Source organism: Bacteroides sp. RTP31139st1_H2_RTP31139_211217 (genome assembly GCF_040227615.1).
Lineage (GTDB): Bacteria > Bacteroidota > Bacteroidia > Bacteroidales > Bacteroidaceae > Bacteroides > Bacteroides uniformis.
The window spans coordinates 67,432-83,924 of record NZ_JBCNZM010000001.1; the positions used below are offsets into that span (position 1 = coordinate 67,432).

General features: G+C 45.3%; 9 protein-coding genes and 1 pseudogene. 5 read left to right on the plus strand and 5 right to left on the minus strand.

Features of this window, described 5'->3' with window-relative positions; all coding sequences use genetic code 11:
• The first annotated feature begins 18 nt into the window (after nucleotides 1-18).
• From ABUA47_RS00275 to ABUA47_RS00285, 3 genes are all read left to right on the plus strand, one after another.
• Nucleotides 19-735, plus strand: coding sequence for a DUF3823 domain-containing protein (locus ABUA47_RS00275; RefSeq protein WP_005831972.1), 717 nt, complete (start codon nucleotides 19-21; stop codon nucleotides 733-735).
• A gap of 71 nt (nucleotides 736-806) precedes the next feature.
• The gene (locus tag ABUA47_RS00280) at nucleotides 807-3,821 is read left to right on the plus strand and encodes a glycosyl hydrolase family 28-related protein (protein WP_035449013.1); all 3,015 of its coding nucleotides are present in this window, start codon (nucleotides 807-809) and stop codon (nucleotides 3,819-3,821) included.
• A gap of 29 nt (nucleotides 3,822-3,850) precedes the next feature.
• A complete protein-coding gene (locus ABUA47_RS00285) occupies nucleotides 3,851-6,853 on the plus strand; it encodes a glycosyl hydrolase family 28-related protein (protein ID WP_349831362.1) in 3,003 nt (1,000 codons plus the stop codon).
• 106 nt (nucleotides 6,854-6,959) lie between these two features.
• On the opposite strand, the gene ABUA47_RS00290 is transcribed toward ABUA47_RS00285, so the two are convergent.
• The 5 genes from ABUA47_RS00290 to ABUA47_RS00310 form a co-directional block, all read right to left on the minus strand.
• On the minus strand, nucleotides 6,960-7,406 hold the full coding sequence (locus ABUA47_RS00290) for a hypothetical protein (RefSeq protein ID WP_005831967.1): 447 nt from the start codon (nucleotides 7,404-7,406) through the stop codon (nucleotides 6,960-6,962).
• A 66-nt stretch (nucleotides 7,407-7,472) separates the two neighbouring features.
• On the minus strand, nucleotides 7,473-8,573 hold the full coding sequence (locus ABUA47_RS00295) for a DUF6340 family protein (RefSeq protein ID WP_005832868.1): 1,101 nt from the start codon (nucleotides 8,571-8,573) through the stop codon (nucleotides 7,473-7,475).
• A 170-nt stretch (nucleotides 8,574-8,743) separates the two neighbouring features.
• Entirely contained in the window at nucleotides 8,744-12,079 is a 3,336-nt protein-coding gene (secA, locus tag ABUA47_RS00300) for a preprotein translocase subunit SecA (protein WP_005831963.1), read from the minus strand.
• A 97-nt stretch (nucleotides 12,080-12,176) separates the two neighbouring features.
• Complete coding sequence (locus tag ABUA47_RS00305; RefSeq protein ID WP_005831961.1) at nucleotides 12,177-13,745, minus strand: alkaline phosphatase family protein; 1,569 nt, start codon at nucleotides 13,743-13,745, stop codon at nucleotides 12,177-12,179.
• Nucleotides 13,745-14,965, minus strand: a complete 1,221-nt coding sequence (locus ABUA47_RS00310) for a DUF4105 domain-containing protein (protein ID WP_035449009.1) — start codon at nucleotides 14,963-14,965, stop codon at nucleotides 13,745-13,747. Before ABUA47_RS00310 ends, ABUA47_RS00305 begins: the two co-directional genes overlap by 1 nt.
• 505 nt (nucleotides 14,966-15,470) lie before the next feature.
• Here ABUA47_RS00310 and ABUA47_RS00315 point away from each other — a divergent pair.
• Together ABUA47_RS00315 and ABUA47_RS00320 are read left to right on the plus strand one after the other, a co-directional pair.
• Nucleotides 15,471-16,202 carry a type III pantothenate kinase gene (locus tag ABUA47_RS00315; RefSeq protein WP_005831955.1) on the plus strand — a complete coding sequence of 244 codons (732 nt, stop codon included), beginning with the start codon at nucleotides 15,471-15,473 and terminating at the stop codon, nucleotides 16,200-16,202.
• Nucleotides 16,189-16,493: pseudogene (locus tag ABUA47_RS00320) on the plus strand (hypothetical protein); the annotation flags it as partial. The gene ABUA47_RS00315 and the pseudogene ABUA47_RS00320, both read left to right, overlap by 14 nt.

The following is a 16,493-nucleotide window of genomic DNA, read 5'->3' on the forward strand; positions in this document are numbered from 1 at the left end:
AATATTAAGTAGAAAGTTATGAAAAAGATATTGTTATTTGTGTCATGCTTCTTATTTGCATTGACATCTTGTGAAATTGATAATTATGAGGGACCGGATGCTTCCATACATGGTTCTATCCTTGACGAACAGACAGGTGAACTTGTAGGTTCTGATATGGAAAACGGTAATGCAATTAAAGTGAGGGAGCATGGATTTACTAATGCTACGGATCAAACCTGGTATATCACAAATACCGGAGAATATCGTAACAATATGGTTTTTGCTGCCACTTATGATGTTCGTTTTGAAAATGGGAATTTTTATCCATTTGAAGTGAAGGATTTTGTTGTTAAGTCAGGGGATAATGTGTATGATTTCAAGGTTATTCCTTATATTCGCGTCAAAAGTCCAAAAGTAGAAAAGAATGGCAATGTAATTACTGCTACATTCTCGTTGGAAGCTGGTAAACAAGAAGTGAAATTGAAAGAGATTCAGTTGTTTGCTTTTTCAGATATGTGGGTAGGTAACAATGTGAAATTGACGTTGAATGGAGGGACTGATAAGCAAGTGTTTAGTCCGAGTACTGCTATAAATAGCGCTGATATTTATACATTGTCCATCGATCTGGGACAAAATGCTGATGTCTTGAAATACAGCAAGAATTATTATTTCCGTATTGGCGCTCTGGCTGATGTTTCGGGTGTGGGCACTGTACGGCATAATTATGCGCCGGTAGTAGTTATAAAATTGTAATTTATAGCAGAGGGAGACGTTCTGCTTGACGGCAGAACGTCTTTTTTTATCCATACATTAAAAATAAGACCATGAAGAAATTGAACACGATTATTTTAATTTTGCTGGGGATGATATGTACTCAGTTGTATGCTGTACAATTGAATTCGATTTATCCTCTAAAACCCAATGACTCCGAAGCTTTTTATTTCACTCCCGAGAACTATCCTATAAAGGCGGATGGAAAGATGGATGTATCGGATGCTTTGCAGGCAGCGATTAATCAAGTGAAGAAAGAAAAGAATTTCGGAATCCTTTTTATCCCTGAAGGTAAATATAAAATCAGCAAGACCATTTATATTCCTACGGCTATTCGTTTGATTGGCTATGGAAAGAATCGCCCGGAATTTATTCTGGCTAAGAATTCTCCGGGTTTTCAAGAGGAAGTAGCTGATGATAAAGGAAAAGCTAAATACATGTTCTGGTTTACGGGAGCCGTTGTCAAGGAAGGTGAGAAACCCCGTGATGCCGGTGCCAGTACGTTCTACAGTGCCATGTCGAATATCAACTTGCGCATAGAAGATGGTAATCCGCATGCAGTGGCGCTACGCACACACTTTGCCCAACACAGTTTTATCAGTTATGTGGCCGTATACATAGGTAAAGGCAAGGCTGGTCTGTTCGATGTGGGCAATGAGTTGGAAAACGTTGCTTTTTACGGGGGAGATTATGGCATTTATACGACAAAAGCCTCTCCCGGATGGCCGGTAATGATGGTCGACTCTTATTTTGAGGGACAACGTGTAGCTGCTCTTCGTTGTCAGGAGTCCGGTTTGGCAATGGTGAATCTGTATGCCAAGAATGTTCCGGCTGTATTTGATATTGACCCTAATTATTGCGACAAGTTATTTTTGGAAAACAGCTATTTTGAAAATGTAAGTGGTCCGGCAGTGGTGATTACCAACGAGAACAACAGCAACAATCAGATAACCTTTCGCAATGTATATTGTAAGAATGTACCGACCTTGGCGAAATATACCCGTAGCAATACGGCCACCCATGTTGCTCATAAAATCTATAAGGTAAAGTCATACGACCACGGCTTGCAGATGGATAACATGGTGGATATGCCGGAATATGAAACGTTGGTTGATATTGAACCGATACAGAAGATGCCGGTTGCCCAACTGATGGACATCCCTGCACTGCCTGCAATGGCAACATGGGTGAATCTGCGCGAATTCGGTGCAAAGGGAGATGGGGAAACGGATGATACGAAGGCCATCCAGGAGGCTATTGACAAGTACGATAATATCTATGTGCCCCAGGGCTGGTATCGCATTACCGAAACTTTGAAGATGAAGCCCGATACCAAGTTGATAGGCCTGCATCCTTTTGGCACTCAGTTCCGGCTGGACGAAAGTACTGCTGCATTCAGTGGTTTTGGCGGTCCGAAAGCGATGGTAGAATCTTCGGAAGGCGGTGCAAATATGCTGGTGGGCATTGGTATCAATACCGGCGGTTATAACTATCGTGCTGTAGGTGTGAAGTGGATGGCAAATGCAGATTCTTATATGAATGACGTGAAGTTTGTAGGCGGGCATGGCGGTTTATGGAAACCTAAACCGGGTGTTGAGGAACCACGTGGCCGGTGGAACAGACCGGCTCGTATCAGTTCTCCCGATAATCCGGTAGCGGCTTCGGGCATGGATCTTGCTTGGGACAACCAGTATTGGAGTCTGTGGGTGACCAACAACGGTGGTGGCACCTTTAAAGATATCTGGACAGCAAGCACATATGCCACCAATGGTTTCTATGCCAACAATACTTCTACTCCGGGGCGTATCTATGCCATGTCCATCGAGCATCATGTAAGAAATGAAGTACGTTTCAGCAAGGTGTCCAACTGGAAGGTGTATTGCATGCAAACCGAGGAAGAGAGCCGCGAAAGTACCGATTGCCAACCGATAGAGATGGACGACTGCAAAGATGTGACCTTTGCAAACTTGTATATGTTCCGCGTTATCCGTGTCAATGAACCGTATCACAGTTCTGTACGTATCCGCAATTGCGAGAACATCGCATTTCTGAACCTGCATAACTATTCTCAGATTAAATATACGAATAACATTGCAGTGTTCGATGTCAACAAAGACATTGACATCCGCCCGTGGGAACTTTCTCGCTTGATTGTAACCGGAAAAGAACCTCATCAGCAATCGTTAGGCAATGAAATAGGTAAGGTGAACCAATTGGCTTCCGATTTGGAATTTGCCGAAGGCATTGCGCGCGACAGTAAAGGTAACATTTACTTCTGCGACCATCGGATGCGTCGTATCTTTAAGTGGTCGGTAGAGACAAACAGCTTGTCGCTGCTGGCAGATTTCCCGTGGAAACCCTCCAACCTGGCTTTTGATTCAGAAGATAATCTATTGGTATTGTTCAGATATGATGCGCAGCCGGGATATCTGATTAATGGTAAGCCGGAGGAAATGCCGGTAATGCCTGATACAAAAGGTACTTCTTTCAGCGGATATGGTAATTCCGCATATACAATGAGAGTCTACTCCATTGACCCGGAAAATCCGGAAGAGACCATCAAACTGTTGCCGCGTGTTCCGATGGGTCAAGTGAAGAACGTGTATAAGGCTCTTTATCCTTCTAACCGTTGGAGAGACTTCCACGATTTCAATGCGGTGTCGGTCTATGTTCCTGAAATGTGCTTCCTGGCACCGGATGGAAAAACCATCATTCCTCATTATTTCGACTTGTCACGTAGTTCTTCCCTGCTGGAAGCCTATCCGGGAAAGCCTTTCTATACCTCTGATGAATATGACCGCAGAATGGTGAAGATGGATGTGGCCAATGACGGCACGCTCTCCAACTTGAGCTATTTTGTGGAGCAGGGCGAATTTGGTTCAGCGGTAGATAAGGAAGGAAACCTCTATATAGCGGATGGGGAAATTTATATTTTTGATAAGGATGGCAAGAAGAAAGGGATGATTCGTGTTCCCGAACGTCCGTCCACATTACAGTTTGGCGGTAAGGATGGCAATACATTGTTTGTCACAGGCCGTTCCAAGTTCTTTGGTGTACGTATTAAATAAGGAAAATCCATATTAAAACAAACTGTGTAATGAGAAATTATCAAATAATGAGATACCTGCTGATAGTCTGTTGGATTATCGGTAATATGCCGCCCGGGTGGGCGGCAGAGGGTGGTTCCACCTATACGCAAAGACCGGACGATCCGGAAGCATTCTACTTTACCCCGGAGAATTACGGCTTCAAGGCTGATGGAAAGTCCGACGTGACCGATGCACTTCAAGAGGCAATCAATCAGGTGAAGCGCGAAAAGAACTTTGGGATACTGTTTCTGCCGGAAGGAAATTATCGCATTAGCAAGACGATTCAAATTCCCTCATCCATTCGGCTGATTGGTTATGGGAAGAAACGGCCGGTGATTTATTTGGGAGCCGATACACCCGGTTTCCAGACTACTCAAAATTATATGATATGGTTTACGGGAGGGCTGGCACAAGAGGGCAGGAAGCCTTCGGATGCCGGTGCAGGTACTTTCTATAGTGCGGTGTCCAATGTAGATTTCCGTATAGACAAAGGTAATCCTCAAGCCGTCGCCATTCGTGCGCATTTTGCCCAGCATGGATTTATCAATCATTGCGACATTCGGATTGGTTCGGGGAAAGCCGGCATGTATGATGTTGGCAATGAACTGGAAGACGTCAGGTTCTATGGCGGTGAATATGGGATAATTTCCTCCAGGACTTCTCCGGGATGGCCTATGATGATGGTCGATACTTACTTTGAGGGGCAGAGAAAGGCGGCTGTCTATTCAAAAGAGGTGGGGTTTGCCATCGTCAATATGCATGTGAAGAATACGCCCGTTGCCTTTGAAATGGCAGAGAATCTGGCAGACCGCCTTCATGTGGAGAATTCGTTGTGGGAGAATATTTCGGAAGCCGGTGTCAGGGTAAGCGTAGAGGGAAATACTTTTTCGCAATTGAATCTGGTGAATGTGGATTGCAGGAATGTTCCCGTACTGGTGGGCTATGCTCAAAGTGGAAAGAAAGTTGCCGGAAAAGCAAAAATGTACAGAGTCAAGGAGTTTACTTACGGTCTGGTGTATCAGGATTTGAATGATGCTTCTTCTTTCAGGGAAATATGTGAAATAGAGCCGGTGGCAAAACTGCCGGTTACACTTGGCAAGGACCTTCCGGTTCTTCCGGCAATGGAGACATGGGTCAATATCCGAGACTTAGGGGCAAAAGGTGATGGCAAGACTGATGATACGGAAGTTTTTGTGAAAGCTGTCTCTTTGCATAAAAACATCTATGTGCCCCAGGGTTGGTATCGCCTGACGAGAACGTTGAAGCTGTCTCCCGGTACTAAGCTGATTGGGCTGCATCCTTTTGGGACTCAATTTCTGTTGAAGGAAAGCGAGCCTGCATTCAGTGGTTTCGGCGTGCCTGTGCCTTTGGTTGAATCTTCCGAAGGTGGCGACGACATGCTGAATGGCATAGGTATTAATACCGGTGCGTATAATTACCGTGCTGTCGGCTGTAAATGGATGGCGGGTGAGCGCTCGTACTTGAATGATGTGAAGTTTGTAGGTGGGCACGGTACCTTGCGCAAACCTGCTCCGAATACTTCCGGACAGTCGTCTTACCGCAGGGGCGAGCGTCGGATTAGTTCCCCGTCTTCTCCGGTCATGGAAACCGGTAAGGATATGGCTTGGGACAACCAGTATTGGAGTTTGTGGATTACAAACAATGGCGGCGGGACAATTAAGGATGTTTGGACAGCTAGTACGTATGCTGCCAGTGGGCTTTATATTAGCGAAACGAAGACTCCGGGACGTATTTATGCCATGTCTTTGGAGCATCATGTCCGTACTGAAGCCCGTTTCCATAATGTGGCCAACTGGAAAATTTATGCTTTCCAGTTTGAGGAAGAAGGTCGTGAAGGGCCTGATTGTTATATGGCAGAAATGTCCAACTGTCAAAATATCGAAATGGTAAATGTGTGGATGTATCGCGTAATCCGTGCCTTTATGCCGAAGAGGATAGGTTTCCGCATATGGGATTGCAAGAATATCACTTTCCGTAATATGCACAATTATACGCAGATATTGCCAGTCATAGAGTTTCCTATATATGATATGAATAAGAAGTTGCCCGTTTATTCGTGGGACTTTGCCCGTCTCACTGTTTCGGGTAGCGAGAAGAACCTTCGCCCTTCCTGCACGGTCATGGACAAGCCTGTGAAGCTGGCTACCGGTTTTGAACTGGCCTCCGGAGCTACTACCGACAGTAAAGGAAATATCTACTTCTGTGAAAACCGTCTGAAGAAAATCTATAGATGGTCGGCAGACACGGAGCAGATTACTTTGATAGCCGATTATCCCTGGAAGCCTTTTACATTGGCTACTGATACGCAAGACAATCTACTGGTTATTTTCCGCTATGACCCTCAGCCGGGTTATCTGGTGAACGGCAAGCAGGAAACGGTAGTGCGCTTGCCGGATGATAATCCGATGTACAGTGGTTGGGGTAACAGTGGCTGGAGTGCTTGGGGGTATTCTTTTAATCCGGATAACGTGGATGCTACGATGAAGCCTATGCCACGTGTCGTTACAGCCGGTATGAAGAATATACAGAAAGTCATTCACCCTTCCAGTCGCTGGAGAAGTGACTTTGACAAGGTGGTTGCCAGTATGCCTGAGTATAGTTTTGTCGCTCCGGATGGCGTGACAATTATTCCGGATACCTATGATTTGGGGCGTTCTTGTGCTTTGACTGTTACAGTGCCCGGTCAGTCAGAACCGGTTTATATTGTAAATGAGATGAATAAAACGACAGTACAACTTTCTGTTGGTGTGGATGGCCGTTTGACAGAACAAGGAATAATATGTCCTTATGGCCAATACAGTAATGTGACTGATGCTGACGGGAATGTTTATGTTGCTGATGGTGAAATATTTGTCTATGACAAATCTGGTAAAGAGCAGAGACGTATTCAGATAGAAGAACGCCCGATTTCCTTGGCAATTGGTGGAAGGCAGAAGGATATGCTTTTTGTTACCACCTCAAGTTCTTTCTATGGAATTAAGATACGTTAGGTATTGTATAGGTAAAAAAGAATTAGCCCCTGCGGTCGTTTTATATCGCAGGGGCTAATTTATTATAAGAAGGTCTCTTTTCCTTATAGGTTGATTGTTTGGAATATTATTTTTCCAGCAGCTCTTTCAGAAAAGAATCCAGTTCCTCATCCAATCCTTTCAGTAGCTCTTCATTGACCAATAGAGTATCATCATCCATCAGCAACAGTTCTGCTATTGTTTCTCTATCATCATCCACCAGTACAAAAGAGAATGGTTTCAGAATAGTCAGCTTGTCGAACTTTCCTTCATTTTTCATGTTGCAGAGCAGTGAGGACAAGATACGCTCTACATTTTCGTAGAAATCATCCCCCTCGTATGTCATCCATTCTTCAATGGAAGTATTGGCAAGCTCTTCATCTTCATCATCAAAGATAGACAGTTCGCCCGAATTCTGATTCGGTTGCAGATGAATGTCTGTAACGATAGTCTGTTCGCAACCGCAGGTGTATTTGCCGATTGCTTTTTTAAGAGTGTCCTCCAAGAGTGCTAATGACGATTGACTGAGCTTCATAATAACTTTCTTTTCTTAATGGTTGTTCAAAGGTATAAAAAAAACGGTTATCTCTGCATCATTTGACTAAAAATCATCATCAAATCTGTTCATTTGCATGTTCAGGCGTGCCATTCCCTCTTTTCGTTTCTCCAATTCGTCTACATACATGCTGATAAAGATATAATAGGAGATGGTTCCATTATGTATTTCGCCTGTCTCTTTTTTGTCTGTCTTGCTTTTCTCACGGGCAAGGGTTTGCGCTTTTAATGCCCATTCCAAGGCAGTATCTATGCTGTCTTGCATTTCGTAGCCCAAAGCGGTGTTATAGGCTGCATACATTTTCTGTTTTCCTTTTTTTGTTTCGTAGGTCTGCTTCCAGAGCTCTACTGCTTTACTCCAATTTTCTTCTTTGGCATATACGGCTGCGTCACGCATATTTACAGAACCACCACTGAAGAGATAGCGGTTACTGGTTTTCCAATAGGGGAGTAGATGTCTTACCGGAACCGTTCCTGCAAATTCAGATGCTTGCTTCACCATGTCTTCTTCGCTGATGAGGCGGGAACGTACTGACGCTTCACCATTTCCTGCCTCTTCCCAGAAAATACTGTCATTGCTGTTGACGGTCACCATAGGACCTTTGCGGTTAGGTAAATATATTCTGACGGTAGGATATACCTTTACATCCACTGTGCCGAGGAACACACCCCAGTCGGGCATATAACTTATCTTGCGATTGGAACGCATTTGTATGTTTTCCAGGGCTATCAGGAAATCTACGTCCAAATTCTGTGTAAGTTCCAGTACTTCATCTCTCGATAATGTGCTTTCGCGGGGATTGATGTCTTTACTCCGGAGGGCAGAGTCGCATATCACAACCTCTTCAAAGTAGTTTTCGTTGGCAAGGGCCTCTGCAAGGGATTCGGTTGTTATTGCGGCGTCTCCATTGTAGTAGTTGGTGAGGCGTGCCACCTCATTCTCGCTTTTTTTCTGTTCTTCCTCAGTGATGATGAGTTTGTTGTCCGGTACGTTTGGCATGTTGTTGACAACAGCCACACGTTTCAGTGTTGCCGGGAAACTGACTTCTGCCGGAAGCATATAATCAATGGACAGTTGTTCTACACTCTGGCAGCTGCCTAACAGCAGAGACCCCATCAATAACAGACAATAGTGATATTTGGTCATAGTCTTTGGTTTTGTTCTTTGGAGCAAAAGTACTCTTTTAGCTGAATATTCAAAAGCTGGAACGAATAAAAAATGTGATAATGTGGCAGGAGAAAAAGTGATAGGGTGATAAAAGATACCTGACGGTATCATCTTATCACCCTATCGCCTTATCATTTTATAGCTTTGCTTTATGCATTCCGTCCGTGGCAGTTTTTGTATTTCTTACCGCTTCCGCAAGGACAAGGATCATTGCGTCCTACGGTCTTCTCGGCACGGATAGGTTCGCGTCTTGGTTGTTCACGTGTATCTTGTGCCGCAGCGGCCTGCTGGTTCGGGTCATTCAAATCAACCTTCTGTTCGCGATACTTGCTCATATCCTGGCGTTGTTCCGGAGCAGCCTGGCGCACCTCTACTTGGCGGGGAGCCTGGGGAGCCTCAGGGGCTTCAGCCGGAGCCTCTTGTACCGGGATTTGTCCACGCATCAAGATAGAGATAGTCTGATTATTAATCTTATTCACCATGGCATCAAACAAGTTCACAGATTCCAGCTTGTAAATCAGCAGCGGGTCTTTCTGCTCGTAACTTGCATTCTGCACGGAGTGTTTCAGCTCGTCCAGCTCGCGCAGGTTTTCTTTCCATGCTTCGTCGATGACGTGCAGCAAGATGGATTTCTCGAATGACTTCACCACCTCCTTACATTCTGTCTCATAAGCTCTCTTCAGGTTGCAGGAGATGTTGTACATACGTTTTCCGTCTGTGATGGGGATAAGTATGTTTTCGTACATGTGTCCCTGCGTTTCGTATACTTGTTTGATGACCGGATAGGCTATCTGTGCCATACGTTCTGTCTTGCGTTTGAAGAGTTCCATGGCAGCGTCAAAAGTTCTGTCTGCCAGTTTTTCTTTCTTCTCATTACGGAATTCCTCTTCGGTGAAAGGTACTTCCATGGCAAGTGTCTGGAGCACATCCATCTTGCAGTTTTCGTAGTCGGGCGCTTCAATGGCATTGGCACAACGGTCCCAAATCATGTTCACGATATCCATGCCGATACGTTCGCCCATCAAAGCGTGGCGGCGTTTGGTGTAGACTACTGTACGTTGCTTGTTCATCACGTCGTCATATTCCAACAGACGCTTACGGATGCCGAAGTTGTTTTCCTCAACTTTCTTTTGCGCACGTTCAATGGATTTGGAAATCATGCCGTGTTCAATCATTTCACCTTCTTTGAAACCCAGTTTGTCCATTACACTGGCAATGCGGTCACTGGAGAACAAACGCATCAGGTCATCTTCCAAAGATACGAAGAATACAGAAGAACCCGGGTCGCCTTGACGTCCTGCACGACCACGTAACTGACGGTCCACACGGCGTGATTCGTGGCGTTCTGTACCGATGATGGCAAGACCGCCTGCAGCTTTCACTTCCGGACTCAGCTTGATGTCGGTACCACGGCCGGCCATATTGGTAGCGATGGTTACAGCACATTTCAAACCGGCAGTAGCCACAATATCCGCTTCCTTCTGATGCAGTTTGGCATTCAATACACTATGTTCAATCTTACGCATGGTAAGCATTTTGCTCAACATTTCAGAGATTTCAACAGAAGTGGTACCCACCAGTACGGGGCGTCCTGCTGCCACCATTTTTTCTATCTCTTCGATGACTGCTTTATATTTTTCACGTTTTGTCTTGTAAACGCGGTCATTCATGTCATTACGGGCAATGGGGCGGTTAGTCGGAATAACCACTACATCCAGTTTGTAGATGTCCCACAACTCGCCGGCTTCTGTTTCTGCCGTACCGGTCATACCGGATAGTTTGTGGTACATACGGAAATAGTTCTGTAATGTAATGGTGGCAAAAGTCTGGGTGGCAGCTTCTACTTTCACGCCTTCTTTGGCTTCGATGGCTTGGTGCAAACCGTCAGAATAACGACGTCCTTCCATGATACGTCCCGTCTGCTCATCCACAATCTTCACTTGGCCGTCAATTACCACATATTCGTCATCTTTCTCGAACATGGTGTATGCCTTCAACAGTTGGTTGATGGTATGCACACGTTCGCTTTTGATGGCATAGTTGGTCATCAGGGCATCCTTCTTTTCAAGGCGCTGTTCGTCTGTCAGCTCTGTTTCGTTTTCCAAGGCAGAGAGTTGCGCTGTGATATCGGGGAGTACGAAGAAAGTGGGGTCCTCTACATTGCTACTAATCAAGTCTACGCCCTTGTCCGTCAAATCCACGCTGTTCATTTTCTCTTCGATAACGAAGTACAGCGGGTCAGTCACCTCGTGCATGCGCTTGTTGTTCTGCTCCATGTAGATTTCTTCGGTCTTCAGCATACCGGCCTTGATGCCTTGTTCGCTGAGGAACTTGATGAGTGCCTTGTTCTTGGGCAGGCACTTGTGACTGCGGTACAAAGCGAGGAAGCCTTCTTCCTGGTCTTTCTTATCGTTTGATGCAATCAGGCGCTTGGCATCGGCCAGGTATTGGGTAGCCAGTTTTTTCTGAGCTTCTACCAGACGTTCCACTTGCGGGCGGAGCTGTTCGAAGAGTTGGTCATCGCCTTTGGGAACCGGTCCGGAGATAATCAGCGGAGTACGGGCATCATCAATCAATACTGAGTCCACCTCATCGACAATGGCATAATTATGTTGGCGTTGTACCAGGTCTTTGGGGCTGATAGCCATGTTGTCACGCAGGTAGTCGAAACCGAATTCATTGTTTGTACCGAACGTGATATCTGCCAGATAAGCTTTGCGACGGGCATCAGAGTTGGGCTGGTGCTTGTCGATGCAATCTACACTCAAACCGTGGAACATGTAAAGAGGACCCATCCATTCGGAGTCACGTTTTGCCAGATAGTCGTTCACTGTTACCACGTGCACGCCGTTACCAGTCAGGGCATTGAGGAATACCGGTAGGGTAGCTACCAATGTCTTACCTTCACCGGTTGCCATTTCGGCAATCTTACCTTTATGTAGAACCACACCACCGAATAGCTGTACATCATAATGTACCATGTTCCATACAGTATCGTTACCACCTGCTATCCAATGGTTCTGGTAGATGGCTTTATCGCCTTCGATGCGTACAAAGTCTTTAGTGGCAGCCAGTTGGCGGTCAAAATCGGTAGCTGTAACCACTATTTCTTCATTTTCAGAGAATCGTTTGGCTGTTTCCTTTACAATAGAGAAAGCGGTGGGTAATACTTCGTCCAGCGCTTTTTCATAAATCTCCAATATCTCTTTCTCGATTTTGTCGATTTGGTTGAAGAGGTCTTCGCGTTTTTCCAGTTCGGTATCTTCAACGCTGGCTTTCAGTTCTTCCACTTTGGCGCGTTGTTCGGCTGCCGAATCGTGGATGTAGGCTTTCAGTTCTTCTGTCTTGGCGCGTAGGGCGTCGTTGTCGAGTTTGGCTACTTCCGGGTAAGCGGCTTTGATTTTCTCCACCCACGGTTGTATTTCTTTCATGTCGCGTGTGGATTTGTTGCCGAAAATCGAGCTTAAAAATTCATTAAATCCCATTATATATTTGTTTTTATTATTATTGCTGAGTTAGTTGAGCGTGCAAAGTTACTGATTTCTATACAGATTATCCAGATTTGCACAGATTATTTTAGAATCAAAAGTCAAGGGGAGATGCTGTACTTGCATTAGGGGCGCGGATGCGCATTACACTTGCCAAGGTAGGGGCAATGCGGTCAATACTGATGGGGGTACGGATGGTTTCAGCCTTCATTCCTCCTCCCAATAAAATGAGGGGAGCAGGAATATCGGCCGTACGTACTACACGGTTATCAGTACTATTTTCCTGCATGATAGTCCAGCCCGGGAGTATTTCAATGAGCAAATCGCCAGAGCGCTTGCGATGAAAACTATTGCGTATACGTTCTATTTGCGGTGACCAGGGGCCCAAAAGCAGGCGATGAGCTGAATATACTTCGCTCACGCCACTAAACTGAACCAGAAATTCGGCAGATTTTTCTTGAATTTCAGTCAGGCTCAACTGCTTGTTCTCAATAAGTTTATGGTTGAGATAGATTTGTTGGTCATAATAAGCTTCCACATATTGTCCCTCGCCATAGGATGCCATGAGGTACATGTTTAGCAGGGCGGCACAGCGGTTCAGGTAGAATTCACCACCCGGTATCCGGTATACGCCCGGGTCGGCTGCTTCCGGGTCGGCATAGCCGGTGGAGGTGATGCAGAAAAGTACGTTGTGGAGCCCAACTTTACGTTCTATGAGCTCTAATAAGGAAGCTATACTACGGTCCAGTCGCACGTAGGTGTCTTGCATTTCCATGGCACATTCCTGCGTACTTCGGTGGTTATAATTTCCTGCGTAGTAAGTCAGCGATAATAGGTCGGGCACGTCATCTTGTCCGATAGTGCTCTTATTCAGCAGCTCTTCGGTCAGCAGGTTGACTTCCTCATTGATGAAAGGGCTGGTTATCAAGCGGCGGAACTTGTTTGTCCGTTCACCATCCAGCTTGTATTTGAATGGCTCGTTGCGCCATTCGGGCAGAAATGTATAGTTGGTAAAAGGAAGTGCAGGTGTCCATACCATATCCTTGATACGGTAGTCAGGAGATTTCCGGTCGTTGTATTGGCTCAGCCACCACGGAAATTCATTATAATAAGTCGTACTGCACCATTTTCCGGTATTGTTATTAAGCCAGAAAGCACCGTTCCCCGCGTGCCCGGCACCCAATATGGCGGCATCGCGGAAAGGCGCGATGGCATAGACCAGACCTTTGTTGCGGGTAGCTATTTTCAGCTCGTCGGCAATAGTAGAGGTCAGTAATTGGGAGGGGGAAGTGCTTTCGTCGGTATAGTTGCCCATGAAGTTGGGGTCTTCTACACAGTTTATGGGGCGTAGTGTACCTGCATCCAGCCACTGCTCTGCAATGATGCCGTTCATGGACGGTGTTGTCCCGGTATAGATGGCGGCAATGGCCGAGGCTCGGTCCGTTCCGCAAAAAGGAAATTCTGCTTGACGGAAGACTTTACCTTCACGCAGTAAGCGCTTAAACCCCTTTTCTCCGTATAAGGACGAAAATGCTTCCATATAGTCTGTACGCAACTGGTCAATGGTCAATGTTACCACCAGCTTTGGGGAGGCAGGCAGCGGTTGGGCTTGCAAACCACTGAATGTAAGTGCGAGTATGGAAGTTATCAGTCCTTTTTTCATTACTTTCGTTTGTATGTCAGAATGAGGTTGCTTGCAGAACGTATCAGCAAACACAGTGCCAAAGGTAATATTGCTGGCGGAATTCTCTGCGGAATTATTGCCCAAAGCCCTATAAAAAGTGTTAAAACTGCAAAGTTAACCAGCATATAGCGGCTTATTTCCCTTTTTCGTACCCTGGATAGCATGAATGGAAGGCAGAAAAGGTGAAATGGATGGAATACAAATAGTATATAATTGGGACTTACTGCCGGATGCTGTGAGAATAGTGCTAAAAATGCCAGTATACATCCAGCCATTCCGGCAACCAAGAAGAGTATGAGGTCTATGTCCCAAAGAGTTTTCCCTCTTCGTATGCCGTAAATGCTGATGCCTGCTACAAGTATCAGTAATAGCGAAGCCGACTGCATCGGTGTGATGCCTCTGCTGACGAAGTCGGCTGGTGTTTTACCCGTTACTACGATTTTTTCTTCTTTGGCAACCAGTGGCCGTGCTTGTCCTTCTTTGTCCACAATCTGCGCTTTATTGAAATACTCCTGCATGTAGAAGGGGACGAACATTGCCAGCCGCCGGTTGATGGGTTCGTCTGCTTTGCTGCCCATGCATAGGTCCATGCCGAAACGTGACCACAAATGGCCTTCACTGTATTTATGCAGCAAATCCCTGAAAGAGATTCCCGTACTGTTAGCAGTCATATTGTCAGCGTATTGCAGAGTGCCGTTGATGGCACGCTCTATCTGGTCCCGCGGGCGGGTGGCACAATTGTCGTAGAAAAAATTGTAGCGGTATACTCGGTTTTCAGGGCGGTAGTTTTCTGTTAATAGTGCTATCAGGCGTTCTTTTTCCTCTTCTGTTAGGTTTAACGTTTGTTGCCAGACATCGCGTCCCAGATAGTTGTATTCGGCGGCGAAATGCTCATAATCGGTTACTCCAAGTTGATAATCCGTTTCTCCCAAGGCAAAACGGAAGATGAAGTTAGGGGCGTTGAAGTTGAACATGCCGTAATTGAAGACGGCGTCAATGCCACGTGTATAGTTCTCGTACCGTATGGCAGTGTGTCCGAATAGGGAATAAATCTCTCCTCCTGCAGCGCAAGTCAGTAGGCTGACGCGTACGGAGTCTGTTGCAGCAGTCTTTTGCTGTTGTGTCACCTGGGCATTTGCTGAAGGCAAACAGAAGAAAAAGATTACTATATATATATGTATAAGTAGGCTTCGTTTCATGCTGCAAACTTACGGAAAAAACTAATATTATCCCAATTTGTGATTAGGAACTAAAGCGGTTATTCGCGTTATTCCGGTCATCTGTGTCCGAAGAATCTTTTTTAATTATGAACTTGATACAATTCTTAATTCGCATTATTGGTTGTTTTGAATCAACTGTCGAGTACGAGTGGTAGGTATTTTCTATTTACAAACGATACGGGTGCAAGAAATAGTGGTATATTGAACCTGATTCAGTCGTATACTGAATGCCATTCAATCGTATACTGAATAGGGCTCAGTCGTATACTGAATGTAGCGCATTTAGTTGTATTGATAATCAGGTGGTTGTGGTATGATGTTGCGGCTTTAATAAATCTCAACAGAATGTAAAAGTGGCATTGTGGTTGTTTGGTGTGGATGTGAATAAGAATTCTTGTGCAGTTGTTCTTCTAATAAAGAGATGGTTTCTGCTGAATTTCAATATTAATGTTATATCTTTGCGCCGCTAAATTTATGCAATACGGTGAATCTCATTATTGATATAGGAAATACAATCGCCAAGATGGCGGTGTTTGATGGTGGACGTATCGTGGAGGTGGTGTATGACTCCAATCTGACGTTGGAACGGTTGCCTGAAGTATGCCGTACATATACGATTGAAAAAGCGATAGTGGCTACTGTCATTGATTTGAGTAGAGAGGTGTTGTCGCAACTGGAAGATATGGCTGTCCCCATTCTGTGGCTCAATGAAAAGACTTCTCTTCCGGTAGAAAACCTCTATGAAACTCCCCGGACGCTGGGGTATGATCGTATGGCGGCGGTGGTAGGAGCCAATGAGCAATTTCCTGGCAGGGATATACTGGTGATTGATGCCGGTACCTGTATCACTTATGAGTTTGTTGATGCTGCTGCCCGCTATCATGGCGGGAATATCTCTCCCGGCCTGCAGATGCGTTTCAAGGCGCTTCATCAGTTTACCGGACGGCTTCCAATGGTGGCTCTTGAGGGGCGGATGGTGCCCATGGGGAAGGATACCGATACGGCTATCCGTGCCGGAGTACTGAAGGGTATTGAATATGAAATTTCAGGTTACATTACGGTTATGAAGCATAAATATCCTGAACTTTTGGTTTTTTTAACGGGCGGGGATGATTTTTCTTTTGATACAAACTTAAAAAGTATCATCTTTGCAGACAGATTTTTAGTGTTGAAAGGATTAAATAGAATTTTAAACTATAATAATGACAGGCTATAGACAAACACTGTTAGTGCTCTTGCTCACGATATTATCAGGAGTGGCAGTCGCTCAAAATAATACAAATTCTCCCTATACACGATATGGATATGGACAGTTATCTGAACAAGGCTCAAGTAACAGCAGGGCGATGGGTGGTATTGCCTATGGTTTACGAGACAAGTATCAGACAAACTTCGCTAATCCAGCATCCTATACGGCGGTAGATTCGCTGACTTTTATCTTTGATGGAGCAGTCTCTTTACAGAATACAAACCTCAGTAACGGTACTCTGAAACGAAATGCCAAGAA

What these genes read in the sequence shown, in the direction of transcription:
- ABUA47_RS00305 (WP_005831961.1), bottom strand. Translation starts at nt 13,745, where the DNA reads ATGAAAAAAGGACTGATAACTTCCATACTCGCACTTACATTCAGTGGT.
- ABUA47_RS00290 (WP_005831967.1), bottom strand. Translation starts at nt 7,406, where the DNA reads ATGAAGCTCAGTCAATCGTCATTAGCACTCTTGGAGGACACTCTTAAA.
- ABUA47_RS00310 (WP_035449009.1), bottom strand. Translation starts at nt 14,965, where the DNA reads ATGAAACGAAGCCTACTTATACATATATATATAGTAATCTTTTTCTTC.
- ABUA47_RS00295 (WP_005832868.1), bottom strand. Translation starts at nt 8,573, where the DNA reads ATGACCAAATATCACTATTGTCTGTTATTGATGGGGTCTCTGCTGTTA.
- ABUA47_RS00285 (WP_349831362.1), top strand. Translation starts at nt 3,851, where the DNA reads ATGAGAAATTATCAAATAATGAGATACCTGCTGATAGTCTGTTGGATT.
- secA (WP_005831963.1), bottom strand. Translation starts at nt 12,079, where the DNA reads ATGGGATTTAATGAATTTTTAAGCTCGATTTTCGGCAACAAATCCACA.
- ABUA47_RS00280 (WP_035449013.1), top strand. Translation starts at nt 807, where the DNA reads ATGAAGAAATTGAACACGATTATTTTAATTTTGCTGGGGATGATATGT.
- ABUA47_RS00275 (WP_005831972.1), top strand. Translation starts at nt 19, where the DNA reads ATGAAAAAGATATTGTTATTTGTGTCATGCTTCTTATTTGCATTGACA.